This window comes from Microbacterium trichothecenolyticum (assembly GCF_030818955.1).
GTDB classification, from domain to species: domain Bacteria; phylum Actinomycetota; class Actinomycetes; order Actinomycetales; family Microbacteriaceae; genus Microbacterium; species Microbacterium trichothecenolyticum_B.
Map to the genome: position 1 here is coordinate 966982 of NZ_JAUTBF010000001.1, position 24158 is coordinate 991139.

27 protein-coding genes and 1 pseudogene are annotated in these 24158 nt (G+C 71.0%); 18 read left to right on the forward strand and 10 right to left on the reverse strand.

The window, feature by feature from the left end; translation table 11 throughout:
* Window positions 1-9: 9 nt before the first annotated feature.
* Window positions 10-816, reverse strand: a complete 807-nt coding sequence (locus tag QE412_RS04625) for a TrmH family RNA methyltransferase (RefSeq protein WP_307480720.1) — start codon at window positions 814-816, stop codon at window positions 10-12.
* A 195-nt stretch (window positions 817-1011) separates the two neighbouring features.
* Between QE412_RS04625 and QE412_RS04630 the strand changes: the two genes are divergently transcribed.
* From QE412_RS04630 to QE412_RS04640, 3 genes are all read left to right on the forward strand, one after another.
* Window positions 1012-1860 carry a Sir2 family NAD-dependent protein deacetylase gene (locus tag QE412_RS04630; RefSeq protein WP_307480724.1) on the forward strand — a complete coding sequence of 283 codons (849 nt, stop codon included), beginning with the start codon at window positions 1012-1014 and terminating at the stop codon, window positions 1858-1860.
* A 98-nt stretch (window positions 1861-1958) separates the two neighbouring features.
* The gene (locus QE412_RS04635; protein WP_307480727.1) at window positions 1959-2546 is read left to right on the forward strand and encodes a histidine phosphatase family protein; all 588 of its coding nucleotides are present in this window, start codon (window positions 1959-1961) and stop codon (window positions 2544-2546) included.
* Between the two features lie 157 nt (window positions 2547-2703).
* A complete protein-coding gene (locus QE412_RS04640; protein WP_307480729.1) occupies window positions 2704-3177 on the forward strand; it encodes an Lrp/AsnC family transcriptional regulator in 474 nt (157 codons plus the stop codon).
* 29 nt (window positions 3178-3206) lie between these two features.
* Here the strand turns inward: QE412_RS04640 and QE412_RS04645 are convergent, their stop codons facing one another.
* Entirely contained in the window at window positions 3207-4199 is a 993-nt protein-coding gene (locus tag QE412_RS04645) for an EamA family transporter (RefSeq protein WP_307480732.1), read from the reverse strand.
* A 71-nt stretch (window positions 4200-4270) separates the two neighbouring features.
* Here QE412_RS04645 and QE412_RS04650 point away from each other — a divergent pair, with 71 nt between their 5' ends.
* Complete coding sequence (locus QE412_RS04650) at window positions 4271-4828, forward strand: CGNR zinc finger domain-containing protein (protein ID WP_307487022.1); 558 nt, start codon at window positions 4271-4273, stop codon at window positions 4826-4828.
* A gap of 123 nt (window positions 4829-4951) precedes the next feature.
* Here the strand turns inward: QE412_RS04650 and QE412_RS04655 are convergent, their stop codons facing one another.
* On the reverse strand, window positions 4952-5827 hold the full coding sequence (locus QE412_RS04655; protein WP_307480735.1) for an alpha/beta fold hydrolase: 876 nt from the start codon (window positions 5825-5827) through the stop codon (window positions 4952-4954).
* 150 nt (window positions 5828-5977) lie between these two features.
* Between QE412_RS04655 and QE412_RS04660 the strand changes: the two genes are divergently transcribed.
* Window positions 5978-6712, forward strand: coding sequence for an exonuclease domain-containing protein (locus tag QE412_RS04660; protein WP_307480738.1), 735 nt, complete (start codon window positions 5978-5980; stop codon window positions 6710-6712).
* 381 nt (window positions 6713-7093) lie between these two features.
* Window positions 7094-7612: pseudogene (locus tag QE412_RS04665) on the forward strand (DUF222 domain-containing protein); the annotation flags it as partial.
* A gap of 974 nt (window positions 7613-8586) precedes the next feature.
* Here the strand turns inward: QE412_RS04665 and QE412_RS04670 are convergent.
* Complete coding sequence (locus QE412_RS04670) at window positions 8587-9135, reverse strand: RBBP9/YdeN family alpha/beta hydrolase (RefSeq protein WP_307480740.1); 549 nt, start codon at window positions 9133-9135, stop codon at window positions 8587-8589.
* A 123-nt stretch (window positions 9136-9258) separates the two neighbouring features.
* Here QE412_RS04670 and QE412_RS04675 point away from each other — a divergent pair, with 123 nt between their 5' ends.
* Together QE412_RS04675 and QE412_RS04680 are read left to right on the forward strand one after the other, a co-directional pair.
* Window positions 9259-9708 carry an Lrp/AsnC family transcriptional regulator gene (locus tag QE412_RS04675; protein WP_307480742.1) on the forward strand — a complete coding sequence of 150 codons (450 nt, stop codon included), beginning with the start codon at window positions 9259-9261 and terminating at the stop codon, window positions 9706-9708.
* Window positions 9705-10556, forward strand: a complete 852-nt coding sequence (locus tag QE412_RS04680) for a carbon-nitrogen hydrolase family protein (protein WP_307480745.1) — start codon at window positions 9705-9707, stop codon at window positions 10554-10556. Before QE412_RS04675 ends, QE412_RS04680 begins: the two co-directional genes overlap by 4 nt.
* Window positions 10557-10659: 103 nt before the next feature.
* On the opposite strand, the gene QE412_RS04685 is transcribed toward QE412_RS04680, so the two are convergent.
* The 3 genes from QE412_RS04685 to glgA all read right to left on the reverse strand — a co-directional run bounded on the left by QE412_RS04685 (window position 10660) and on the right by glgA (window position 13090).
* A complete protein-coding gene (locus QE412_RS04685) occupies window positions 10660-10911 on the reverse strand; it encodes a type B 50S ribosomal protein L31 (RefSeq protein WP_013586710.1) in 252 nt (83 codons plus the stop codon).
* A 113-nt stretch (window positions 10912-11024) separates the two neighbouring features.
* Entirely contained in the window at window positions 11025-11807 is a 783-nt protein-coding gene (locus QE412_RS04690; RefSeq protein WP_307480748.1) for an ABC transporter ATP-binding protein, read from the reverse strand.
* Between the two features lie 92 nt (window positions 11808-11899).
* Window positions 11900-13090, reverse strand: a complete 1191-nt coding sequence (gene glgA / locus QE412_RS04695; protein WP_307480750.1) for a glycogen synthase — start codon at window positions 13088-13090, stop codon at window positions 11900-11902.
* Window positions 13091-13166: 76 nt separating this feature from the next.
* Here glgA and glgC point away from each other — a divergent pair, with 76 nt between their 5' ends.
* On the forward strand, window positions 13167-14411 hold the full coding sequence (glgC, locus tag QE412_RS04700; RefSeq protein WP_307480753.1) for a glucose-1-phosphate adenylyltransferase: 1245 nt from the start codon (window positions 13167-13169) through the stop codon (window positions 14409-14411).
* A gap of 58 nt (window positions 14412-14469) precedes the next feature.
* Here the strand turns inward: glgC and QE412_RS04705 are convergent, their stop codons facing one another.
* The gene (locus tag QE412_RS04705) at window positions 14470-14946 is read right to left on the reverse strand and encodes an S-ribosylhomocysteine lyase (protein ID WP_307480755.1); all 477 of its coding nucleotides are present in this window, start codon (window positions 14944-14946) and stop codon (window positions 14470-14472) included.
* Between the two features lie 124 nt (window positions 14947-15070).
* On the opposite strand from QE412_RS04705, the gene serB reads away from it, so the two are divergent.
* Window positions 15071-15712, forward strand: coding sequence for a phosphoserine phosphatase SerB (gene serB, locus QE412_RS04710; RefSeq protein ID WP_307480756.1), 642 nt, complete (start codon window positions 15071-15073; stop codon window positions 15710-15712).
* Between the two features lie 57 nt (window positions 15713-15769).
* Here serB and fabG read toward each other — a convergent pair whose 3' ends face one another.
* The gene (gene fabG, locus QE412_RS04715) at window positions 15770-16480 is read right to left on the reverse strand and encodes a 3-oxoacyl-ACP reductase FabG (protein ID WP_307480757.1); all 711 of its coding nucleotides are present in this window, start codon (window positions 16478-16480) and stop codon (window positions 15770-15772) included.
* A 133-nt stretch (window positions 16481-16613) separates the two neighbouring features.
* Between fabG and QE412_RS04720 the strand changes: the two genes are divergently transcribed.
* The 4 genes from QE412_RS04720 (at window position 16614) to QE412_RS04735 (ending at window position 18836) form a co-directional block, all read left to right on the forward strand.
* Complete coding sequence (locus QE412_RS04720) at window positions 16614-17135, forward strand: DUF4190 domain-containing protein (protein WP_307480759.1); 522 nt, start codon at window positions 16614-16616, stop codon at window positions 17133-17135.
* 90 nt (window positions 17136-17225) lie between these two features.
* The gene (locus tag QE412_RS04725; protein WP_307480762.1) at window positions 17226-17603 is read left to right on the forward strand and encodes a DUF3099 domain-containing protein; all 378 of its coding nucleotides are present in this window, start codon (window positions 17226-17228) and stop codon (window positions 17601-17603) included.
* Entirely contained in the window at window positions 17600-17806 is a 207-nt protein-coding gene (locus QE412_RS04730) for a hypothetical protein (RefSeq protein WP_307480765.1), read from the forward strand. The genes QE412_RS04725 and QE412_RS04730 overlap by 4 nt, the downstream gene beginning before the upstream one ends.
* A 121-nt stretch (window positions 17807-17927) precedes the next feature.
* A complete protein-coding gene (locus tag QE412_RS04735) occupies window positions 17928-18836 on the forward strand; it encodes an SURF1 family cytochrome oxidase biogenesis protein (RefSeq protein WP_307480768.1) in 909 nt (302 codons plus the stop codon).
* Window positions 18837-18885: 49 nt separating this feature from the next.
* Here the strand turns inward: QE412_RS04735 and QE412_RS04740 are convergent, their stop codons facing one another.
* Complete coding sequence (locus QE412_RS04740) at window positions 18886-20484, reverse strand: PucR family transcriptional regulator (protein WP_307480771.1); 1599 nt, start codon at window positions 20482-20484, stop codon at window positions 18886-18888.
* 52 nt (window positions 20485-20536) lie between these two features.
* Here QE412_RS04740 and QE412_RS04745 point away from each other — a divergent pair, with 52 nt between their 5' ends.
* The 4 genes from QE412_RS04745 to QE412_RS04760 are packed head-to-tail and all read left to right on the forward strand — an operon-like array spanning window position 20537 to window position 24145.
* Window positions 20537-21478 (forward strand): ABC transporter substrate-binding protein, encoded by a 942-nt coding sequence (locus QE412_RS04745; protein WP_307480774.1) that lies wholly within the window; start codon window positions 20537-20539, stop codon window positions 21476-21478.
* Window positions 21475-22566: an amino acid ABC transporter permease gene (locus tag QE412_RS04750; RefSeq protein ID WP_307480776.1), complete on the forward strand. Its 1092-nt coding sequence runs from the start codon at window positions 21475-21477 to the stop codon at window positions 22564-22566. The genes QE412_RS04745 and QE412_RS04750 overlap by 4 nt, the downstream gene beginning before the upstream one ends.
* Window positions 22563-23333, forward strand: a complete 771-nt coding sequence (locus tag QE412_RS04755; RefSeq protein ID WP_307480779.1) for an amino acid ABC transporter ATP-binding protein — start codon at window positions 22563-22565, stop codon at window positions 23331-23333. Before QE412_RS04750 ends, QE412_RS04755 begins: the two co-directional genes overlap by 4 nt.
* Window positions 23330-24145, forward strand: coding sequence for a hypothetical protein (locus QE412_RS04760; protein WP_307480781.1), 816 nt, complete (start codon window positions 23330-23332; stop codon window positions 24143-24145). The genes QE412_RS04755 and QE412_RS04760 overlap by 4 nt, the downstream gene beginning before the upstream one ends.
* Window positions 24146-24158 lie beyond the last annotated feature (13 nt).

Genomic DNA, 24158 nt, shown 5'->3' on the forward strand with positions numbered 1-24158 from the left:
GCGCCCGCCTCAGCGCCGCCCGCGCCCCAGCTCCCACAGCGCGACCGCGCTCGCCGCGGCGACGTTGAGCGAGTCCACTCCCCCGGCCATCGGGATCGTGACGACCGTGTCGGCGGCTTCCAGCGCGCGGCGCGAGAGGCCGTCACCCTCCGCTCCCAGCAGCAGCGCGACGCGGTCGTGCCCCGCGGCCGAGAACGCGTCGAGCGTGACCGCGTCGTCCGAGAGCGCGAGCGCCGCGAGGTGCAGTCCAGCTCCGTGCAGCAGCGGTGTGGCATCCGACCACTCGGGCAGCCGCGTCCACGGCACCTGGAACACCGTGCCCATGCTCACCCGCACGCTGCGCCGGTAGAGCGGGTCGGCGCAGCGGGGCGTGACGAGCACGGCATCCGCACCGAGGGCCGCCGCCGAACGGAAAGCCGCCCCGATATTCGTATGGTCGACGATGTCCTCGAGCACGACGACGAGCCGCGCGTCTCTCACGACGTCGGCGACGGATGCCAGGACGGGGCGATGCATGGATGCCAGCAGCCCCCGGTGCACGGTGTACCCCGTCACTCGCTCGGCGATCTCGGCCGCGACGACGTACACCTCGGCATCCTCACCGACGAGAGCCAGGGCGTCGGCGAGGAACTTCTCCTGCACGAGCACGGAGCGCGGGCGGTGTCCGGCACGGAGGGCCCGGTCGAGCACCTTCGACGACTCGGCGATGTAGAGCCCGCCCGCGGGCTCGCTCACCCGCCGCAGCGACACGTCGGTGAGGTCGCGGTAGTCCGCGAGGCGCGGGTCGTCGGCGGAGTCGAGGGGGATGACGGGCATCATCCCATCGTGCCACCCACGCCCCCCTCCCCCCTCCCCCCTCCCCCCTCCCCCCTCCCGTTGAGTGTCCACAACACGCCGCACGACACCACGCGGCCGCGGCGTGTCTTGGACACTCAACGTTCCTCACGCCCGCACCGCCCGGCGCCTCCCGCGCCCGCGCCCCGCCCTAGACTCGGTACGACGGAGGTGTGCATGACCGACACGACGAAGGATGCCGAGTCCCTGGCATCCATCGATCGAGCTGTCGAGGTGCTCACGGGCCGCCGCATCGCCGTGCTGACGGGGGCTGGCGTGTCGACCGACTCGGGCATTCCCGACTACCGCGGCAAAGGTGCACCCACGCGCACGCCGATGACGGCGCAGCAGTTCCTCGCCAGCGCCGAGGCGCGGCGCCGCTACTGGGTGGGCAGCCACCTGGGCTGGAAGGTGTTCGCGGCGGCCGAGCCGAACGACGGTCACCGCGCGCTCGCCGACCTCGAGGCCGCGGGCGTCGCCAACGGTGTCGTCACGCAGAACGTCGACGGCCTGCACGTGCGCGCCGGCAGCGGACGCGTCGTCGAACTGCACGGCACGATGCGCCGCGTCGGGTGCCTGCACTGCGGGCAGGTGTTCGATCGCCGCGACCTGGCCGAGCGCGTCGAGGCCGACAATCCGTGGATCACACTCCCCGAGAACGTCGAGCTCGGTCCCGACGGCGACGTCACGCCGGCGTCGGCCGACGGGTTCATTGTGCCCGCGTGCTCGGTGTGCGGCGGCATGCTGAAACCCGACGTGGTGTTCTTCGGCGAGTACATCCCGGTCGAGAAGTTCCGCGAAGCCGAGCAGCTCGTGCACACGAGCGAAGCCCTCGTCATCGCGGGGTCGTCGCTGGTCGTGAACTCCGGCATCCGTCTCGTGGAGCGCGCGCGGCGGCGCCGCCTGCCCGTGGTCATCATCAACCGGGGCGAGACGCGGGCCGATCGCCGTGCGGCGGTGAAGATCGACGGCGGTACCACCGATGTGCTCCGCGCGTTCGCACAACGCCTCCCCGGCCTGCTGTAACACCAGAGGTCCGCGCACCCGCCGCCCGGTGCCGGCGCCCGGGCACGTATGGCCGGCCGGGGCCCGCTCGTGGGTCTCCCGCAGGTTAGGCTCGGACCGTGACGATCCTGACCCTCGTACGCCACGGCGAGACCGACTGGAACTCCGGCGGGCGCATCCAGGGCTCGACCGATATCCCCCTCAACGACACCGGCCGTGCCCAGGCGCGCGAGGTCGCCGACGTTCTCGCCGCCGAGTACGCGGGTCGCGAGGTCGTCGTCGTCTCGAGCGACCTCTCGCGTGCCGCTGAGACTGCCGACCTGATCGCCGCCGCGCTCGGCACGACCGTGAGCCGCCGCCTGCCGGGCCTGCGGGAACGCTCATACGGCGAGGCCGAGGGTATGGACGCGCCGACCTTCTCCGACACGTACGGTGCGTGGCAGTCGGCCGACGTCCCCGGCGCCGAGGCGTGGCCGGTGGTGCGCGAGCGCGCGCTCGCCGCGATCGCCGAGGTGGTCGCCGAGACGCCGGAGGGCGTCGACGTCATCGCCGTGGCGCATGGCGCGCTCATCCGCGAGGTCATCGCGTCCGCCACCGGTGGGGCCTTTCCCCGCGAGGGCGAGCGCCTGCCGAACTGCTCGGTCACCACGTTCCGCCTCGACGGCGACGCATGGGAGATGCTGGCGTACGCCGGCGTCGCCGGCTGACGCGACGGCCGCGGGCCGCCTCGCGCGGGCGAACGTGATCGAGGGCCCGGCGGAGCCCCCGATGGGGCCGACGGAATGCAGGCCGCTCAACACCTCTGCGTGATCGTGAGCACTGTGCTTCGTGCGCCGGCCAGAAGCACTGCTAATGTTTCGCACCATGAACAAGCTCGACGCGGTCGACCTCGACCTCCTCCGCGCCCTGTCGGCCGACCCGCGCGCGACGGTGGTCGCCCTGGCCGAGACGTTGGGCCTGTCCCGCAACACCGTGCAGGCGCGCATGAGCCGCCTCGAGCGCGGCGGCGTCTTCCTGTCGTACGAGCGCACGCTGTCGGCCGAAGCCCTGGGCTTTCCGATCGAGGCGTTCCTGCAGGTGACGGTGCGCCAGGCGGAGCTGCCCGCCATCCGCGAGGAGCTCGCGAAGGTTCCCGAGGTGCTGCAGGCACACGGGCTGAGCGGTCAGGTCGACCTCCTCGTGCGCGTGGCCTGTCGCGACACGCAGCACCTGTTCGACACCGACGCCCGTATCCTCGCGATCGAGGGCGTCGAGCGCACCGAGACCTCGCTCGTGATGGGCGAGGTGATCGGTTACCGTGTCAGTCCGCTGATGCAGTTGGCGCGCGACGGCCTCTGAACCCGACCGTTCCCTTCCCGGACCGCTCGTCAGGGCGCCGGCACCACCGGGATACTCGCGGTCTCGGTGCGCTGCTCGGTCGGGCTGCCGGCATCCATGCGCACCAGCACCACGCCGACGAGGATGAACGCGCCGCCGACGAACTGGATCGGTGCGGGCGTCTCGCCCAGCAGCAGCCACGCGAAGCCGAGCGCGAAGAGCACCTCGCTCAGGCCGACGAACGACGCCAGGCGCGACCCGATCAGGGGCACGGCGATGACCCCGAGGGCGTAGCCGAGCGTGGTCGCCACGCCTCCCACCCACAGCAGGGGCAGGATGCCGGGAACCTCGAGTCCCGCGAGCGTCACCGTGATCGAGGGGGCGGCGAAGGGCAGGACGCCGACGGCCACGAGCACGCCGATCATCAGCGTGCCGGTGAGCAGACCGCCCGCGGCCAGGGCCAGCGGCGGCAGGTCGTCTCCTGCGCGGGCGGCGATGACGAAGTAGGCCGCGGCGCAGACGGCGGCGCACAGGGCGAACACGGTACCCAGGAGGTCGAAGCGGGCCCCGCTGATGTCGACGACGAGCACGAGCCCGGTCATCGCCACGACCGAGCCGATGAGTACGGCTCGCGACGGCGCCGTGCGGGTGCGCGCCCACACGGCGATGACGATCAGCACCGGTGCGATGTACTGGATGAGCAGGGCGACGGCGACCGGCATGCGCTGCAGGGCGGAGAAGTAGAACAGCTGGCATCCGGCGACCGCGGTGAGGCCGAACGCCGCGATGAGAAGACCGTGTCGGCGGAGGAACCCTCGCTGACGGCGGATGGCGATCACCAACGCGGGCGAGAGCACGAGGGCGGCGGTGCCCATGCGCACGAGCAGGACCGCGCCGAGCGACCAGCCGCCGTCGAGCAGCGGCTTGACGAACGGTCCGCTGCTCGAGAACGCGAGGGCCGAGGCGACCGCGATGAGAAGGCCGGTGAGGGCGCTGGATCCGCGGCGGGTGGGCTGCGGAAGGATGACGGACGAGGTGGTCATGCGAGCCTGCTGTCAGGAGTGAAGTACGTTTACACTCGTGACAGTACGGCCTCGACATGTCAGGAGTCAACGTGGTCTTCATCCGTGACACCGAGTTGGTGCTCCGGGCCGCCGTCGAGCTGGTCAACTCCCTCCCGCAGACCGGCACGAGCGGCGCCGACACGCTGCTCGATGTCGCGGCGCTCGACGCGTTCACCTCCCGTCACGGCTACACCGGCTCCCACCGCCGCGACGCCCGGGAACTCGCGGAAGTACGCGGCATCCGCACCCGTTTGCTCGGGCTGTGGGGGGTCGATCGCGACGGTGCGGTGCCGCTGGTGAACGACATGCTCGCCGATGGCCGGGCCCTCCCCCAGCTCGTGCGGCATGACGACATGGACTGGCACATCCACGCGAGCGACCCCGAAGAGCCCCTGGCGATGCGCATCCTCGTCGAGACGGCGATGGCGTTCGTCGACGTCATCCGCGCCGACGAGTACGGCCGCGTGCGCGTGTGCGCTGCCGACGACTGCGCCGGCGTGTACGTCGACTTCTCGAAGAACGGCTCCAAGCGCTACTGCGATGCGGGCAATTGCGGCAACCGCATGAACGTCAACGCGTACCGCAAGCGCAAGGCACGCGCGGTCTGAAGCGGGTTGCCGGGCGCCGTGGGCCTGGGCCTGGGCCTGGGCCTGCGCCTGGGCCTGGGCCTGGGCCGGGGGACGATGCGGGGGCCGGGGCCGGGGCCGGGCGCCGAGGCCCGCGGCACCCGATCACGCTCCCAGGAACTCCCGGATCGCGGATGCCGCCGCCCGCGGCGTCTCGTAATGGATGAGGTGCCCGACGTCGGGGATCTCGACCAGCTCGGCATCCGGGAACAGCGTCGCGAGGTGCCGTTCGGCCTCGATGGGCGTGATGTCGTCTCTCTCGGCGGCGATGAGAAGGGTCGGCTGCGCGATGCGCGGGGCGAACTCGCGCACGTCGTGCGAGACGCTGGTGACGAACGCCTCGTGCAGTACGTCGCGGTCGGCGAAGCGCGAGAAATAGGTGTCGTGCTGTTCGTGCACGAAGCGGCGCAACTCGGGATCGCGGGTCTTCGCCATGGCGTTGCTCATGACCCGCACGATGAGGCCGTTGCGCAGCAGGGAGTCGCCGACGGCGCGCGGCAGTCTCGCCCCCGCGAGGTAGTAGAACACCGCGAGTCGGGTGAGGATGCCGCGCGGTCCTTCGAGGGCGGGGGCGCCGATCGGGTTGACGAGGATGAGCTTCGGCGTCGGCAGCCCGGAGGCGACTGCGGCCGACGCCACGATCGACCCGAACGAGTGCCCCAGTACCACGGCATCCGGAGCCACCGACTCGACGAACGCACGCAGCCATGCCGCGTAGCCCTCGAGATCGTGGGCGCGGCCGGCCAGCGTCGCGGTCTCGCCGAAACCGGGCAGGTCGGGCGAGACGACCCGGATGCCGGGCAGGTGCGCGACCACGGGTTCGAGGCCGTGGTGCTCGCCGCGGAACCCGTGCACAGCCACGATCGTCGTCACCGCGTCGTCGTCGCCGTACACCCAGTACGCCGTCGTCGCCCCGAGCACCTCGACCTCGCGGCGCTCGACGGGGATCGTCGCGAGCAGATCGGCGTAGGGGTTCGGCATGGGATCGAGTCTAGGAGGGGCTTGCGACATCGACGGCGTGCACGTCGGCGCGGGGCGTCGGGGCGACGCGGGACGCGCGGCGGCGGCGTCATCGCGACTCCTCCTGCGAGCCGCCGAGGCGATGTCGGAGCCCCGTTCTACGGTGACCCCATGACCCTGTGGCAGGCCGAGCCGCTCCCGCTCTTCCAGATTCCCGAATGGACGCGCCTCGTCGGCGTCTTCGACCTCGAGACGACCGGCGTCGACGTCGAGAACGACCGCATCGTGACCGCCCACGTGGGCGTGCTCGACGCCGACGGGCACGTGGTCGACGCCCGCGACTGGCTGGCCGATCCGGGTGTCGATATTCCCGCCGGCGCGGCGGCGATCCACGGCGTCACCACCGAGCGAGCGCGGGCCGAGGGCGCTCCGGCTCGCCGGGTCGTCGCCGAGGTGGTCGAGGCGCTCGCCGCGCTGTTCGACGCCGGCATCCCGGTCGTGGCCTACAACGCGCCATTCGATTTCTCGATGCTGAAGCACGAGGCCGTGCGGCACGGAATCACGCCGATCCACGCGCCCGCGCCGGTGATCGACCCCCTCGTGGTCGACAAGACGTACGACCGCTACCGTCGTGGAAAGCGCACGCTGTCGGTGGTGGCCGAGCACTATGCCGTTCCGCTCGAGTCGGCGCATGAAGCATGCGCAGACGCCGTCGCGGCCGGACGCCTCGCCCTGGCCCTCGCCGAGCGCTTCGGCCCCTGGATGCCGTCGACCCTCGACGAACTGCACACCCGCCAGATCTCCTGGGCGCGGGCGCAGGCCGCGAGCCTCACCGAGTACTTCGTCAAGGTGGGGCGCCTGGATGCCACGGCTCCTCCGCTCGACGGAGCCTGGCCGATCCGCTGAGGAAGCGGAAGCGCACTGGCAGGCACGCAGGCACGAAGTGGCGGGCACGCAGGCACGAAGACCGAGTGCCAAGTCCCGGCCCCTCACCCCGCCACCAAAGCCCCCCTCCCCGCCCCGAAGCGGAAGCCCCCGAACCCCGAGCCAGAACGTCACGTCGGTGACCCCACCCCGCCCCCGCGGCAATGTCGGAGGTCCCCGATAGCGTTTCGTCATGGACCTTCCCACCCCTTTCGCAGACCGGCTGTCGCCGACGCTGAGGGTGTGCGACGCAGTCCCGTGGCCGTCCGACGACGAGCTCGACGCCGAGGCCGCGTGGGCGCACGAGATGTCCTCCGGCGCGCCGCTTTCGACCGTGGCATCCGATCCCGACGCCCTGCTCGAATGTCTCGACATGATCGCCGCCGAGCGTCACCGACTGGCCGCCGAAGAGGGGCGCCTCATCGCTACGGTGCTGCACGATGCGGCGGTAGACCCGACGCCCTGGGTCGGCCCCGACCCCACCCTCGATCTGGCCTGGCACGATCCCCGCGCCCGCACGGTCGCCGCCGTGCGCCGCGACCGCATCGACCTGCCGCAGCCGAGATCGCCGTGCGCCTGCGCCTCTCCGAACAGACCGTCCGCACGCGTGCCGCCCGTGTCGAGGTGCTCCACGCCGGCGCGGCCGAAGCGGCCACCCGGCTCGTGCCCACGAAGTTCGCCGTCGCCGCTCGCGCCCTGCGCGAGCGCGTCGACGCCGAGTCGCTCGAGACGCGCCATCGGCGCGCGGCGCGTGACCGCGGGGTATGGATGACCGTCGAGCTCGACGGCATGGCGTCCCTCTCCGCACTGATGCCGGCGGATCGAGCGCGCGGCGTCATGACCTGCCTCGACCGAGCGGCCCGTCACCTGCACGCCGCATCCGGCGAGGACCGAACGCTCGCCCAGCTACGCGCCGACGTGCTCGCAGACCTCGTGACGACACCCCCACCGACCACCCGAACGGAGTCCGCTCCCGCGGCGGCCACGACACGCGCGGATGCGACGCCCGCGACCGCCCCGCTGTCAACCGAACCTCTGTCAACCGCCCCACTTCCGACCACCCGACCGACGATCGCTCCACCGACGATCGCGAGCACGCGCTCTTGGCGCATCGCCCCTCCGGCACTTCCCCCACAGGCAGAGGCGTCGTCAGCGTCCTCACCACCACCAACATCCGCACCCGCACCCGCACCCGCGGAACCGACGTCACCGCCACCATCAGCGTCTCCAGAGCCGGCACCACCACCGTCGCCGCCCTCCCCACGGCGCCGCCCACCGCTCGCACCCACCGGCACGACGGTCGTCGTCACCGTGCCCGCGTTGACGTTGCTCGGCGCCGATGACGCTCCGCCCACCCTGGACGGATACGGCCCCATCGACATCGACACCGCCCGACGCCTCGCCGGTGGCGCGCGTTCGTGGGTGCGCCTGCTCACCCACCCGGTCACGGGAGCGCCGCTCCTTCTCGACCGCCAGACCTACCGTGTTCCGGCGGCACTCCGCCGTTGGCTCGGCGTCACCTCGCCCACGTGCGTCTTCCCCGGCTGCAACCGCGCCGCGCGCGACTGCGACCTGGATCACCTCGCGGCCTGGGCCGACGGCGGCACGACCGATGCCGACAATCTCGAACCCGAGTGCCGGCACCACCATCGCCTTCGCCACGAGACGCGCTGGACCCCGACGCGCGACTCCGAAACCGGCGACCTGCGCTGGACGTCGCCTCTGGGCATCTCCTCCGACACGGATGATCCTCAGCCGCTCTCACGGCCGAAACAGCACGCCATCCCCCTCCTCCCCACCAGAGAACCCCGCTCCCCCTCCCCGAAGAACGCACCACCCCGACCACCCCACTCCCTTCACTCCCGCACGAGCCCCGCCAGCACCTCCCGACCCTCGGCCCATTCACCGAGCCCACTCGCACTGTTGAGGTGGCCTCGGGCGCCGACGACGCGCAGTGGACTCCCCCACCCGGCGGCGAGCCCCTGCGCCACGTCAACCCGGCAATGCGGATCGTCCGTACTGGCGACCACGACGCTCCGGCAGGAGAGCGTGCGGGGCTCGAGGTCGACGAACGAGGCGGCCGCGGTCGCGGGAAACCCCTCGTCCCTCAGATCCGGCGGCGCGACCAGCATCACGGCGGCGACGCGGTGCTCGGCGTCTCCGCGCACCCACACCGTCGTCGCCCAGCACCCGAGGCTGTGGGCGACGACGACGACCTGATCAGCGCGGCCACGGGCGTCGCGAACCGCTCGGTCCACGGCATCCACCCAGTCGTCCAGATCCGGCGCATCCCACGACGAGGGGGTGATCCGTACCGCGTCGGCGCCCCACCCGTGTTCCCATCGCGACTGCCAGTGCTGCCCGTCCGATCCCCCGATGCCGGGGACGACTACGTACGCGACCACTCTCGACCACCATTCCACTCGTATGCCGGGCCATCCCGCGGCTATCCTTGCTCCGAGCATGACGGACTCACTTGCATCATGCGACCGATGCAAGCGGTCCATAAACGAAAGAGGCGAACGACGTTGGAACCATTCGACAAGACCGACCGCCTCATCCTCGAGCTCCTTCAACACGACGGGCGCCTCACCGGAGCAGAGGTCGGACGCCGCGTCGGGCTCTCGCAACCCGCCGCGAGTGCGCGCATCCTGCGCCTCGAGAGATCCGGTGTCATCGCGGGCTATCGCGCCGTCGTCGATCCCGCCGCCGTGGGTCTCGCCATCCACGCGGTCATCCGGCTGCGCACCACGCACGCGCAGCTCGCGCCCGCCCGCGAACTCGCCGGCCGCTCACCCGAGATCACCTCGGTCCTGCGCGTCACCGGCGAAGACTGCCTGATCTTCGACGTGCACTGCGCCGATGCCGCGCGCCTCGAGAAGGTCGTCGACACCGTCGCACGCTTCGGCCCGGTGACGACGTCGCTCGTCCTGAGCAGCTACCCGCCCCGCCCCCTGCTGCCCGAGGCCGCCGAGTGAACAGGCAACAGACACCGGATGCCACGAGCTCACCCGCGTCGTTGCGCCTCGCCGTCGTCCAGACCGCGGCCGTTCCCGGCGATGTCGCCGGCAACGTCGCCCGTGCGACCCTCCTCGTCGAGCAGGCCGCCGCCGGCGGCGCCGACCTCGTCCTGTTTCCCGAGGCCGTCGTCACCGGATACGACAACGCCGTGTTCGCGGGGCCCCTCCCCGGGCTGGACGACACCGACTGGCTGGCACCCGTGCGCGAGGCCGTCGACCGCACCGGCGTCATCGCCATCGTCAACAGCGCCCTCCAGCGGGAGAGCCGCCGCACCCTGACCGATCTGCTCCTCGTCCCCGGCCGCGCTCCGCTGGCCGCGTACGACAAGCAGCACCTGTACGACAGCGAGCGGTCGGTGTTCACTCCCGGCACGCGGGGGTTCTCGTTCACGGTGAACGACCTCGAGGTCGCCGTCTCGGTCTGCTACGACGCGAACTTCCCCGAGCACGCGGCCGCAGCGGCCGCCGCCGGAGCGGACGTCTACCTGAACAGCGGCGCCTACTTCCCCGGCGGCGAACACCGCCGCGACCTGCACTACGCGGCGCGCGCCCTCGACAACGGCCTCTACGTCGCCTTCAGCGGTCTCATCGGCGCGCCGCACGACTTCATCGGCGGCTCGACCGTGTTCGACCCGCTCGGCCGGCGCATCACTGCCGTCCGCGACGGGGAGCAGGTCGCGTTCGCCGACATCGATCCCTCGGTGATCGCCGCCGCACGCGACGCACAGCGCATGTGGGCGCACCGCCGCGGCGACGTGGGCGCACACCATCACCTCGGCGACGTGGCGGTCCGCAACGGCGAGTGAGCCCGAGACCGACGAGCGAGCACCCCCACGACGAGCGACCTCCGAGAACCACGAAGCCCCCCGTCTCGAAAGACGAGGGGCTTGTCCGCGAAATCGCTGAGGATCAACGACCGCCGAAGTTCTTGAAGCGCTGGTTGAACTTCTCGACGCGACCGGCCGAGTCCATGATGCGCTGCTTGCCCGTGTAGAAGGGGTGCGAAGCCGACGAGATCTCCACGTCGATGACGGGGTACTCCACGCCGTCGAGCTCGATCGTCTTGTCGCTGGAGACGGTCGAACGGGTGAGGAACGTGTCGCCCGAGCCGAGGTCGCGGAACACGACGGCCTTGTACGTGGGGTGGATGTCAGTCTTCATGGGAGGTCCTTTGAGAAGTGGTGCCCTGGATTCTGCCAGGACGTCAAAGTCTGCGGCACCGGAGGCACCAACGAAGGAGTCTATCAGCCTTGCGCCAACATTCGCGCGCGTCGTCAGACAGCGCGTGCCGCGTAGCGGCCGGCGTCGCGGGTGAGCGCGATCTCGAGACCGAACGTCGCCGAGAGGTTCTCGGCGGTGAGGGCCTCGTCGAGAGGACCGGATGCCACGATCTCCCCGTCGCGCAACAGCAGGACGTGCGTGAAGCCCACGGGAATCTCCTCGACGTGGTGCGTGACCATGACCATCGCGGGCGTGGTGGGGGCCTGCGCGTATCCCGAGAGCAGGGCGAGCAGCTCTTCGCGCGCGCCCAGGTCGAGGCTGGCCGTGGGCTCGTCGAGCATCAGCAGCTCGGGGTCGGTCATGACCGCGCGAGCGATCTGCACGCGCTTCTGCTCGCCGTCGCTGAGGGTGCCGAACGTGCGATCGGCGAGGTGGTCGAGACGCCACTCCGCGAGCACGCGCAGCGCACGCCGCTCGTCGATGTCGTCGTAGTCCTCGCGCCAACGCCCCATCACCGAGAAAGCGGCGGTCAGCACGACGTCGAGCACGCTCTCCTCCGGGGGCATCCGGCGGGCCATCGCCGACGACGCGAAGCCGATGCGGGGGCGCAGCTCGAACACATCCGTCCGGCCGAGGCGCTCACCCAGGATCGTCACCGCACCCGAGGTGGGGTGCAGCAGCGTGTCGGCGAGCTGCAGCACGGTGGTCTTGCCGGCGCCGTTCGGGCCGAGCACGACCCACCGCTCGTCGTCCGAGACGGTCCAATCGAGGTGGGACACGATGTCCCGCCCGTTCCGGCGGACGACGACGTCGGAGAATTCGAGCACCTGGGGCATGCGACTAGCCTACTGATCCCGGCAGCGAGCTCCGGATGCCACGCGGCCGACGGCGGAGGGCTCGCACGCCCGCGCGAAGCCCGGCGAACCCCTTACTTCGCGGCCACCTCGGCGTACAGCGCGACGGTCTCCTTCGCGATCGCCGCCCAACTGAAATCGTCGACGGCACGCTGACGGCCGGCTTCTCCGTACGCGCGCGCCGTCTCGCCATCCGTCACCACCTCGGTGAGCACGCGGGCGAGATCGTCGACGAAGCGCTCCGGGTCGACCGGCGTCCCCGTCCCGTCCTGCACCTGCTCGATGGGCACGAGACGCCCCGTGACGCCGTCGACGACGACCTCGGGGATCCCGCCGGTCGCGGTTCCGACGACCGCTGCCCCGCACGCCATGGCCTCGAGATTGACGATGCCCAAGGGCTCGTACACCGACGGGCACACGAACGTCGTCGCGGCGGTGAGGATCGCGCACAGCTCACCCCGCGGCAGCAGCCGGTCGATCCACACGACGCCGTCGCGGGTGGCCTGGAGTCCGCGCACGAGCTCTTCGACCTCCGCCATGATCTGCGGGGTGTCGGGGGCTCCCGCGCACAGGATCAGCTGCACCTCGGGCGGCAGCTGCTCCGCCGCGCGCAACAGGTAGGGCAGGCCCTTCTGCCGGGTGATGCGCCCGACGAAGACCACCGACGGCCGCGAAGAGTCGATCCCCACGGATGCCAGGAACGCGTCGTCCGACACCGGATGCCACGCCTCGGTGTCGATGCCGTTGTAGATCACGCGCACCTTGGCGGGGTCCAGCGACGGGTAGCTGCGCAGGATGTCGTCGCGCATGCCCGAACTCACCGCGACGACGGCCGCCGCGCCCTCGTAGGCGGTCTTCTCGATGAAGCTCGACACCGCGTAGCCGCCGCCGAGCTGCTCGGCCTTCCAGGGCCGCAGCGGCTCGAGGCTGTGCGCGGTCACCACATGCGGGATGCCGTGCAGCAGCGACGCGAGGTGCCCGGCGAAGTTCGCGTACCAGGTGTGCGAGTGCACGACGTCGGCGCCGGCGACATCGGAGACGATCTCGAGGTCGGTGCCGAGGGTCTGGATCGCCCCGTTCGCCGACGACAGCTCGGCGGGCACACCGTACGAGGTGGTGTCGGCTTCATCGCGTTCGGCACCGAAGGCGCGGACCTGCACCTCGGTGCCTTCGGCACGCAGCGCCTTGACGAGTTCGGTGGCGTGGACCCCGGCTCCCCCGTAGATCTCCGGCGGGTACTCCTTGGTCACGATGTCGACGCGCATGAGACGAACCGTAGTACAGCGCGCGGCGCGCCGAGAACGTGTTTCCGCAACCCGGCGCGACCCCTAGTGTGGTGCCATGCCTGCAGCGCCGAAGGTCTTCGGAATCATCCTCGCCGGCGGCGAGGGAAAGCGTCTCATGCCCTTGACGGCCGATCGCGCGAAACCCGCCGTGCCGTTCGGCGGCCAGTACCGCCTGATCGACTTCGCCATCTCGAACCTCATCAATTCGGGCCTGCGTCAGCTCGTCGTGCTGACCCAGTACAAGTCGCACAGCCTCGACCGCCACATCTCCCAGACGTGGCGCATGTCGCCCATGCTCGGTGCGTACGTGGCATCCGTCCCCGCCCAGCAACGCCTCGGCAAGCGCTGGTTCTCGGGCTCGGCCGACGCGATCCTGCAGTCGATGAACCTCATCCGCGACGAGAAGCCCGACATCGTCGTCGTCATCGGGGCCGACCACGTGTACCGCATGGACTTCGGGCAGATGCTCGACGCGCACATCGCCTCCGACGCGCGCGCCACGGTCGCCGGCATCCGTCAGCCCATCGGCCTGGCCAACCAGTTCGGGGTCATCGACACCGACCCGTCCGACCCGACGAAGATCCGCGAGTTCCTCGAGAAGCCGCAGAACCCGACCGGGCTCGCCGACGCCCCACACGAGGTGCTCGCCTCGATGGGCAACTACATCTTCGACGCCGACGCTCTCGTCGAGGCCGTCACGCACGACGGCGAGCTGCCCACCTCGGCGCACGACATGGGGGGCGACATCGTGCCGTACTTCGTCAACCGGGGCGAAGCGGCCGTCTACGACTTCCAGCGCAACGACGTGCCCGGCTCGACGCCGCGCGATCAGTCGTACTGGCGCGACGTGGGCACGATCGAGTCGTTCTACGACGCCCACATGGACCTGATCTCGACCCTGCCGATCTTCAACCTCTACAACACCGACTGGCCGATCTACTCGCAGACGGTCAACGCCCCGCCGGCGAAGTTCGTGCGCGACTCGGTCGGCCGCATCGGCAACGCGATCGACTCGATCGTCTCGCTCGGGTCCGTCCTGTCGGGAACCCACCTCGAACGCAGTGTCGTGGGGCCCTGGGCCCTGGCCGGCGGCGGTTCGACGATCACCGACTCGGTGCTGTTCGACAGCGTGCAGGTGGGCGCGGGTGCCCGCATCCACCGCGCGATCCTCGACAAGAACGTCGTGCTCGAGCCCGGTGCCACCATCGGCGTCGATCGAGAGCGCGACCTCGCACGCGGCTTCACCGTCACCGAGACGGGCATCACCGTCGTCGGCAAAGACGTGCACGTCCACGCCTGAATGCGAACACGAAGGGGGCGGTGACCATCACGGTCACCGCCCCCTTCGTGTTCGTCGGTCAGACGCCGACGCGCTGGAAAGCGTCGCGCGAAGAGATGCCCTTCTCGAGCACGACCTTCGACCATTCGCGGGCGCTGTGCAGGCTGTGGTCGCGGTAGTTGCCGCAGCTGTAGGCGTCGGTGCCGGGGACATCCTCCCACTCCACGTCTTCCGCGATGGCGCGCAGAGAGTCGCTGATCGCGTCGACGAGGGCGGCGACATCCGGTTCGCCCCACATGATCACGTGGAAGCCCGTGCGGCATCCGAAAGGCGAGATGTCGATGAGACCGTCGATCCGATCGCGCACGAGGCTCGCGAGCAGGTGCTCGATGGTGTGCAGACCGGCCGTGGGGATCTCTCCCTCGTTGGGCTGCACGAGACGCAGGTCGAAATTGGAGATGACATCGCCGCGGGGGCCCGCCTCGGTGCCGATCAGGCGCACGTAGGGCGCGAGCACGGCGGTGTGGTCCAGGGTGAAGCTCTCGACGTCGGCCATGGCGGAAGTCCCTTCGAAAGAGGCGGGTGGATGCCACCAGCCTACGTGCGTCGACCGCCGCGCGGGCGGAGCGTGACGCTCGGCGACACCGGCTCGCCCCCGCTCACGCGCTAGGGTCGAGCGCGTGCCTGCGCCCGCCCGATTCCTGGTCGTCCTCGACGCCGACTCCACCCTGATCCGCAACGAGGTCATCGAGCTCCTCGCCGACGAGGCCGGCCGCGGTGCCGAGGTCGCCGCGGCGACCGAGGCGGCGATGCGTGGCGAAGTCGACTTCGCCACAAGCCTGCGCTCCCGGGTGGAAGCGCTCGCCGGCGTGCCCACCACCGCGTTCGCGCGGGCGGTCGCCCGCATCGAGCCCACGCCCGGCGTGCGCGAGCTGATCGCCGCCGTGCACGAGCGCGGAGGTGTCGTGGGCGTCGTCTCGGGCGGGTTCCACGAGGTCCTCGACACCGTGGCCCCCGAGCTCGGCGTCGATGTCTGGCGCGCGAACCGCCTCGCCGTCGCCGACGGCGCCCTCACCGGCGAGGTCGACGGCGAGATCGTGGATGCCACGGCAAAGGCCGAGACGCTTCGCTCCTGGGCCGCACAGCACGAGGTGCCCCTCGCCCTCACCTTCGCCATCGGCGACGGCGCGAACGACCTCGAGATGATGGCGACCGCGGGCCTGGGCCTGGCCTTCAACGCCAAGCCGGCGGTGCGTCAGCGAGCCGACCTCGTCATCGGCGAGGTCGATCTGGCCCAGGTCGTCGCCCTCTTGCCGCGCTGACGCGCTTCTCGCGCCGAGGGGCACAGGGGCAGCGCGACGTCCGCTCGGGAGCGGAGGTCAGTGCCCCATCCCGAGACCGCCGTCGACCGGGATCACCGCGCCCGAGATGTACGCCGCGTCGTCGCCCGCGAGCCAGGTGACGACACCGGCGACCTCGTCGGGCGATGCGAAGCGCCCCGCGGGGATGTTCTTCTTGTACTCCGCCTGCGTGTCGGCGGGAAGCTCCGCGGTCATGTCTGTCTCGATGAAGCCGGGGGCCACGACGTTCGCCGTGATGCCGCGTCCGCCGAGCTCGCGCGTGAGCGAGCGGGCGAAGCCCACGAGGGCGCTCTTGGACGCGGCGTAGTTGATCTGGCCCGCGGAGCCGTAGAGCCCGACCACGCTCGAGATCAGGATGACGCGCCCCCAGCGGGCCTTCAGCATCCCCTTCGAGGCGCGCTTGACGACGCGGAACGCTCCGCCGAGGTTCGTGTTCACGACGCTGTCGAAATCGTCCTCGCTCATGCGCAGCAGCAGGGTGTCCTTCGTGACACCGGCGTTCGCGACCACCACCGCGATCGGCCCCAGCTCGGCCTCGACCTGCGTGAAGGCGGCGTCGACGGCGGCGGCGTCCGTCACATCGGCGCGCACCGTGAGCGATCCCTCGGGTCCCTCACCGGAGCGAGCGGTGACCGCGACCTTCCACCCCTCGGCGACGAAGCGCTCGGCGATGGCGCGACCGATCCCCCGGTTTCCTCCGGTGACGACGACGACGCGGTCCTGGGACATGGTGAGACTCCTGAGCGTGCGGGGACGGAACCGGCCCAGCCTACCGACGACGCCGTGTCCACCCGTGCAACGGAGTTTGACACGGGCCGAGCGACGCTGGAACGCTGGACACAGCGCGACGAAAGGGACCACCGTGAGCGACGACCGCACGATCGAGCCGAGCCCGTCCGACGGCTCCACCCCGCACGCACCGGGTCCCGAAGCCGCGGCCACCGGCGCCGCACCCGAAGCGCCGGCGTACCCCGCACCTCCCGCACCTCCCGCCCCGCCGTCCGACACCGCAGGGGCCCCGGCCCCGGCCTACGGCGCCCCCTCGTACGCTGCTCCCGCGTACGCCGCACCGGCCTACGGATCGACTTACGGATCGGCCGACTACGTCGCCTCCGCGCGCACCAACACCCTCGCGATCCTGTCGCTCGTCGCCTCGCTCGTCGGGGTCTTCGTGCTGCCGTTCATCGGTCAGGTCGCGGGTGTCGTCCTCGGACACGTCTCGCTGTCGCAGCTCAAGGAGCGCGCCGAGAAGGGTCGCGGCCTGGCCATCGCCGGGCTGATCGTCGGCTACGCGACCCTGGCCATCGGCGTGCTGCTCATCTTCGCGTTCTTCATCCTCCTCCAGGCCGCCGTGGGCGAGTCGGGCTTGAGCTACGGCGCCTGACCCGGGATCCTCGACAGGGTGCCACGACGTCGAGGAGACCCGCGCGAGCGTCGCCCCGCCCGGCCCCGACGGGCGTACCCTGGTCTCACCGTGAAGACATCGTCCCGTGCCCAGTCCGCGACGTCGCTCCCGAAGGCACCCCGGGACGACGCCGATTCCCGTTTCACCAAATACATGGTGATGATGGGGATCCGCATCGCCTGCTTCATCGCGATGGCCGTCGTCACCCCCTACGGCTGGTACACCTTCGTGTTCGCCGCCGGGGCGATCTTCCTCCCGTATCTGGCCGTCATCGTCGCCAACGTCGGCCAAGATGCTCCGCCCACGACAGCCGTGGCGCCCGAGCGGGCGATCACCGCGCCGGCCGCCGCTTCGCCGACGCCCGCCGCCGAGGAGCCGCTCGTCATCCGCATCGCCGAGAGCCCGCGCCTCGCGCCGGGCGCGAAAGATCGCGACGCCCGGTCGTGAGCGACGACCGCGCCGAGTGTTCGAGGGCCGGATGCCACGATGCCGCCGCCTGGGCCATCCGCTGGCGCAACCCCCGGATCCACGCCGCCGACCGACGCAAGACCTGGGTCGCATGCGACGCGCACGTGGGATACCTGCGGGAGTTCCTGAGGGCCCGGGACTTCCCCGTCGAGGTGGCGACCCTCGAACGCGAAGCCGGCTGAGCACGTGCGCCGCCGTCGGGCGACGTACCCTGGATGACGTGGCCGCACGACGAGATCGACACCCGCTGCGCCCGGTGAACCTCGCGCGCGCCGAGCCGCGGCGCTTCGGCAGGAGACTTTCATGACTGCGCGCACGGCCCCTCCCGCGGTGCGATGGGCGATGTACGTCGGCGTCGCCGTGCTGTTCGCGATCGCCTGCGCGTTCCTGTCGAACTGGCAGTTCTCTCGTAACGCCGAGCGCAGCGAACAGCTGCAGCTCGTCGCCGACAACTACGACGCGCCGCCGGTCGCCCTCGGCGACCTGCTCGCACCCGGGGCCGAGCTCACGCCGTCCGATGAATGGCGCCCCGTCCGGCTGCGGGGGCAGTACCTCGCCGATGAACAGCTCCTGGTGCGCAACCGTGCGCACGGCGGGTCGGCGGCGTATGAGCAGCTCGTGCCGTTCCGTTCCGACGACGGCCGTACACTCCTGATCGATCGCGGCTGGCTCCCGCCCGGCAACAGCCAGTCGCTGCCCGACGACATCCCCGCGCCCCCGTCGGGCGAGGTGAGCATCGAGGTGCGCCTGCGTCCGGGCGAGGCGGCACCCACGTCGGGTCGCACCGCCGAAGCGGGCCAGGTGCCCACCATCAACCTGGGCCTGGTGGCCGAGCAGACCGGACCGCTCGAGCCCGGGGCCTACGGGCTGCTCATGTCGGAGGACCCGGCACCCGCGAACGTGCCGCAGAGCATCGACCCGCCCAGCAATGACCCCGGGCCGTATCTGTCGTACGCGATCCAGTGGATCCTGTTCGCCATCATGGGTTTCGGTTTCCTCGTGTACGTCATCGTCAACGAGCGCAAGCTCCGCCGAGAGGATGCCGAGCACGAGGACGACGGCGAGCACGACGCCGCACACGGCATCACCGCCCCTCCCGCGCGACCCGACGAGGGCCGCCGCCGGGTCGATCCCGTCGCCCTGCACCGCGCGCGCAAGCGCCCGAAGGATCGGGACGCCGACGACGAGGACGCGCTGCTCGACGCGCGGTGACACCGCCCGCCTCGGCGTGCGCGTCTCGGTGACAGCATCCTGTCGGCGCTCACTCGGCCGCGCGCAGCTGCATCCACAGGCCCAGACGAGACGGGCCGTGTTCGATCGCGAGGTCGAACTGCTCGGCCGCCCGCCGCACCCGGTACCGCAGGGTGTTGGGATGCACGCCGAGTCTCGCCGCGGCCGCCCGCACGTCGGCCTGTTCCTCGAACCAGGCCAGAAGCGACGCGCGGTACTCGGTACGCTGCTCCCGGTCGCTGCGCAGCAGAGCCGCCACCCCGCTCGAACGCAGTCTTTCTTCGCGCGAGAGTTCTTCGCTGACCCGCGCCACGAGCACGCGTTCGCGCACGTCGTCGAGGCGGCAGACGCGCGGCAGCGCCTCGTCGGCGAGCACCTCTCGCAGGATGTCGTCGACCTCCCGGCGGGCGGCGACGAGATCGTCGACGCCGAGGGCGCCCGCGACGGCCGCACGCGCCTGGTCGCGAAACCCGCGCGCGAGAGTCGCGATGCCCTGCTGCGCCACGCGGAGGGCGGCGTTCTCGCCACCCTCGGGAAGCAGCACGTAGACCGCCGAGGGCGTCTCGACGACACCGGCATCGGGACGGAACGTCGCGACGAACCGCGAGAGCGCGTGCGAGAGGTACGGCAGGATCGTCAACCACTCGGCACCCGCACCGAGCGTGGCGAACGCCACGAGCCCGAGGTGCGCGCCCGGCGCGAGCGCCAGACGCCGGTGGGTCTCGCGCGGTGACCAGCGTCCCTCGAGCGCTCCCCCCACGATCTCGGCACGCAGATGCAGGCGCACCTCGTCGCTCGTCCGACGGCGCAGCATGTGGATGGCGGCCAGACTCGCGGCCTCGTGCAGGGTCCGTTCCCCGGCCTCGCTCACGCCCTCGGGCGGATCGACCACCCAGATCGAGCCGAGCGCCCGCGTGCCCGCTCTGACGGCCAACGCCGTTCGTGGCAGCGCATCACCCACCGCCGGGAATCGCTCGATTCGCGTCGATGCGAAAACGGCCCGGTAGCGCTCGAGATTGTGCGCCACGTCGGGCACCCGCCGGCCGAGGATGCCCTCTTCGCGGAGCCGGTCCAGTCGCTGGCCCTCGACCGTCGAATACGCCACGACACTGCGGTCGAGGTCCTCGATCGAGACCGCGCCGCCGATGCTCGTGGCAGCAGCCTGCGCGAGAGCGAACAGCGTGTCGCCGCCTCGTTGGTCGTCTCCGGAGGTCGACGCTCCGAGGGCCGACTCCAGCACCGAGACGACGTGCTCCCACGCGGCGGCGTCGTCGACCGCCAGCAGCGCGATGCCGTGCTGGGTGGCTCGCGCCGCGAGCGGCTCGGGGTCGCCGCCGCGCAGCTTCACCCCGACCGCCGGGCACCCCCGAGACGCCGCGTGCGCGAGAAGGGGCTCGAGGTCGTCGTCGACGCTCACAGCGGGCACCAGCAGGATCGCGGCCGCCACCTCGGGCAAGGGGTCGTGCGGGTCGTGGAGAACGACCCGCACAGCCACGGCACCGTCGACGCTGCGCGGTCGGTCGGGACCGTCGGCTCCCACCCGGTGGAGCAGAGCGGGTCCCACGCGGCCCAGCAGCGCCGCGAGAGTCTGCGGGCCGGTGTCGGCGTTGAGACGATCAGACAACGGCATCCCGCAATCGTAGTGCGTACGGACAATACTGCGGGGGATCCCGCTCTCTAGCGTGGATGACGTCCCGCCCCACCCGAAGAACGAGAGCGAGAACCCCGTGTCCCTGAATCGCACCACCGCACTGACGACCGTCGTAGCCGCCGGCGGCGTCCTCCTGCTGAGCCTGTCGGGATGCAGTTCCCCGGCCCCCACGACGACCGCGACCACCAGCGCCGACGCCCCCTTGGCCTCGCTGGTCCCCGCCGCGTTCAAGGACGGCATCCACGTCGCCAGCGGCATCTACGCGCCCATGGTCATGCGCAGTGACAGCGGGGAGTGGAGCGGCTTCGACTACGACCTCGGTCAGGCCCTCTCCGCCGAGCTCGGCGTCCCGTTCACCTTCGAGGTGCAGGACTTCACCAGCATCATCCCGTCACTGCAGTCCAAGAAGCACGACATCATCATGTTCGGCATGAACGACACGGCCAAGCGCGAAGAGGTGCTCGACTTCACCGACTACTTCCAGGCGGGACTCGCGATCCTCGTCGAGAAGGGCAACCCCGCGGGCATCACGTCGATGAGCGACCTGTGCGGAAAGAGCGTCGCTGTCGCCAAGGGAACCACCCAGGCCGAGTTCGTGGCATCCGAATCGGCGAAGTGCGCGAGCGGCAGCATCACCTCGATCGAACTGCCGACCGAGAACGACGCCATCCTCGCGGTGAAGTCGGGTCAGGCCGTCGCCGACGTCTTCGACGCCGCGCCCGCCGCCTACACCGCCCAGACCAGCGGTGACGGCAAGGACTTCGAGGTCGTGCACGACCCGGCCAACCCCGCCGGCTACGGCGTCGCCTACACCGGTATCGGCGTGCTGAAGGAGAACGCCGACCTGACCAAGGCGTTGGAGGCGGCCCTGCAGGCCGTGATGGATGACGGGACCTACGCGGAACTGCTCGCCAAGTACGACCTGTCCGACTACGGCGTGCCCAGCGCCACCGTCAACGGCGCGACCAAGTGACCCCCTCGTCGACGACGACGGCGTCCGGCGCCGCGTCCGTCGACGACGTCGTCGCGACCCCGGTGCGGCATCCGCTGCGCTGGGTCGCGGCGGCGATCGTCGTCCTCATCTTCGGCGCGTTCGCCGCGGCCGTGTGGAACAACGACAACATCCAGCACGACGTCATCGAGAAGTACCTGCTGGCCCCGCCCATCCTGGAGGGCGTCGTCACCACCGTCGTCATCACCGCGGTCTCGATGTTCCTCGCGATCGTCCTGGCGGTGGTTCTCGCCGTCACCCGCCTGTCGACGAACCCGGTGCTGCGCACCTTCTCGTGGCTGTACACCTGGTTCTTCCGCGGCACGCCGCTGCTCGTGCAGATCGTGTTCTGGGGATACCTCGGCCTGCTGTTCGAGAACGTGATGATCGGCATCCCCTTCACCGACATCGTGCTCTTCTCCGCCCCGACGAGCACCGTCATCACCCCGTTCGTCGCCGGTGTCCTTGCGCTGGGGCTCAACGAGGCCGCCTACGCCTCCGAGATCGTGCGGGCAGGTCTCCTGTCCGTCGACAAGGGCAACCGCGAGGCGGCGCTGTCGCTCGGCATGAGCGAGGCGACCACCCTCCGGCGGATCGTGCTGCCGCAGGCGATGCGCGTGATCATCCCGCCGATGGGCAACGAGACCATCTCGATGCTGAAGAACAGCGCCCTGCTCGAACTCATCGCGGTGCAGGAGCTGTACACCCGCGCCACCGACATCTCGGCGCAGAACCTGCGTCAGGTCGAGCTGCTCGTCGTCGTCGCCGTCTGGTACCTCATCCTCACCTCGGTCCTGTCGATCCCGCAGTACTACCTCGAGCGCCGGTTCGGCCGCGGGATCGGCCGCACCCTCGCCCCGACGCCCCGGCAGAAGGCGTTCGCGCTCTTCGACCGCATCGTGGCGCGCGCACAGCGCGCACGGGGGACGGATGCCGATGACGCGGTGCCCCCGACGACGGGGCCGCTCACGGCGGCCGTCCGCTTGTCGCCCCCGTCGCCCGCCGACGCGTCGGCCGGCCAGCCGGCCGACCAGCCCTCCCCGCGCTCGACGAAGGAGAACACCCCATGACCGCCACCGTCCCCCTCGTCGACGCGCGCAACGTCCGCAAGAGCTTCGGCACGCATCACGTGCTGCGCGGCATCGACCTGCAGGTCGATCGCGGCAGCGTCGCGTGCCTTCTGGGCCCGTCGGGCTCGGGCAAGTCGACGTTCCTGCGCTGCATCAATCATCTGGAGTCGATCGACGGCGGGCGCATCCTCGTCGACGGCGACCTCATCGGCTACCGCGAGCACCGCGGCGGTCTGCGGGAGATGCGCCCGCGCGAGGTCGCCGCGCAGCGGCGCAACATCGGCATGGTCTTCCAGCGCTTCCATCTGTTCGCGCACATGACGGCCCTCGAGAACATCATCGAGGCGCCCCTGCGCGTCGCCGGAGCACGTCGAGCCGCTGCCGAGGCCGAGGCGCGCGAGCTCCTCGACCGGGTGGGGTTGGCCGATTACGCCGGGCACTATCCCGCGCAGCTGTCGGGCGGCCAGCAGCAGCGCGTCGCGATCGCGCGCGCACTGGCGATGCATCCGCAGCTGATGCTGTTCGACGAGCCGACCTCGGCACTGGACCCCGAACTCGTCGGAGACGTGCTCGCCGTCATGCGCGACCTGGCGAACGAGGGCATGACCATGATCGTCGTCACCCATGAGATCGGCTTCGCGCGAGAGGTCGCCGACACCGTGGTGTTCATGGACGGCGGAGTCGTGGTCGAGGCGGGTGCGCCCGCCCAGGTCATCGGCGCGCCGCAGCACGAGCGCACGCGCGCCTTCATCGAGAGCGTGCTGTGACCGCCCTGGTGTCCACCCCGGGGTCGGTGCCGTCGTCTGCCGCGGCGGCGGAACGCGCCGCCGTGCGGGTACGCCCGGTGACCGATGCCGCGGGGGCCCGCGCCGCGATGAATCTCGTCAACGACGTGTGGGGGCCCGACAATCGCATCGCCAGCGTCGGGCTCCTCGTCGCCCTCGCCCACACGGGCAACCACGTCGCGATCGCCGAAGACGCCGACGGCATCGCGGGAGTCTGCGCCGGCTTCCTCCACGCCGACGATCCGACACGCCTGCACTCGCACGTGGCCGCCACCCGCCCCGGCACCTCCGGCCGTGGCATCGGATACGCGCTGAAGCTGCAGCAGCGCGACTGGGCACGGGAGCGCGAAGTCAGCGCCATCACCTGGACGTTCGACCCGCTGGTACGCCGCAACGCCCACTTCAACCTCACGCGGCTGGGCGCGCAGGGCGTCGCGTACCTGCCCGATCTCTACGGTCCGATGCAGGATGCCGTGAACCTCGGCGAACCGAGCGACCGACTCGGAGTGAAGTGGGAGCTGACCGCGGCACCGGCTGCCGTCCCCGCCACCGTCGCCGCCGCACCCGCCGCCCTCGACGACGTCGACGGCCTGCCCGTCGTGACGCCTCTCCCCCGTCGTGGCGAGCGGGTCGTCCATGTCCCGGCCGACATCGAGGCACTCCGCCTCGTCGACCCGCGCCGCGCGCACCGGTGGCGCCTCGCCCTACGCGAGGTGCTCACCACGGCACTCGCTCACGGGTGGCGCATAGACGGCTTCCTGCGCAGCGCCGGTTACATCCTGCGCAAAGACTGACCGCGCGAGCGCG

Excerpts from the sequence above, each read along its gene's own strand:
- QE412_RS04625 (WP_307480720.1), bottom strand. The coding sequence starts at position 816 with ATGCCCGTCATCCCCCTCGACTCCGCCGACGACCCGCGCCTCGCGGAC.
- QE412_RS04630 (WP_307480724.1), top strand. The coding sequence starts at position 1,012 with ATGACCGACACGACGAAGGATGCCGAGTCCCTGGCATCCATCGATCGA.
- QE412_RS04640 (WP_307480729.1), top strand. The coding sequence starts at position 2,704 with ATGAACAAGCTCGACGCGGTCGACCTCGACCTCCTCCGCGCCCTGTCG.
- QE412_RS04645 (WP_307480732.1), bottom strand. The coding sequence starts at position 4,199 with ATGACCACCTCGTCCGTCATCCTTCCGCAGCCCACCCGCCGCGGATCC.
- QE412_RS04655 (WP_307480735.1), bottom strand. The coding sequence starts at position 5,827 with ATGCCGAACCCCTACGCCGATCTGCTCGCGACGATCCCCGTCGAGCGC.
- QE412_RS04660 (WP_307480738.1), top strand. The coding sequence starts at position 5,978 with ATGACCCTGTGGCAGGCCGAGCCGCTCCCGCTCTTCCAGATTCCCGAA.
- QE412_RS04685 (WP_013586710.1), bottom strand. The coding sequence starts at position 10,911 with ATGAAGACTGACATCCACCCCACGTACAAGGCCGTCGTGTTCCGCGAC.
- QE412_RS04690 (WP_307480748.1), bottom strand. The coding sequence starts at position 11,807 with ATGCCCCAGGTGCTCGAATTCTCCGACGTCGTCGTCCGCCGGAACGGG.
- glgA (WP_307480750.1), bottom strand. The coding sequence starts at position 13,090 with ATGCGCGTCGACATCGTGACCAAGGAGTACCCGCCGGAGATCTACGGG.
- glgC (WP_307480753.1), top strand. The coding sequence starts at position 13,167 with ATGCCTGCAGCGCCGAAGGTCTTCGGAATCATCCTCGCCGGCGGCGAG.
- QE412_RS04705 (WP_307480755.1), bottom strand. The coding sequence starts at position 14,946 with ATGGCCGACGTCGAGAGCTTCACCCTGGACCACACCGCCGTGCTCGCG.
- fabG (WP_307480757.1), bottom strand. The coding sequence starts at position 16,480 with ATGTCCCAGGACCGCGTCGTCGTCGTCACCGGAGGAAACCGGGGGATC.
- QE412_RS04735 (WP_307480768.1), top strand. The coding sequence starts at position 17,928 with ATGACTGCGCGCACGGCCCCTCCCGCGGTGCGATGGGCGATGTACGTC.
- QE412_RS04740 (WP_307480771.1), bottom strand. The coding sequence starts at position 20,484 with ATGCCGTTGTCTGATCGTCTCAACGCCGACACCGGCCCGCAGACTCTC.
- QE412_RS04755 (WP_307480779.1), top strand. The coding sequence starts at position 22,563 with ATGACCGCCACCGTCCCCCTCGTCGACGCGCGCAACGTCCGCAAGAGC.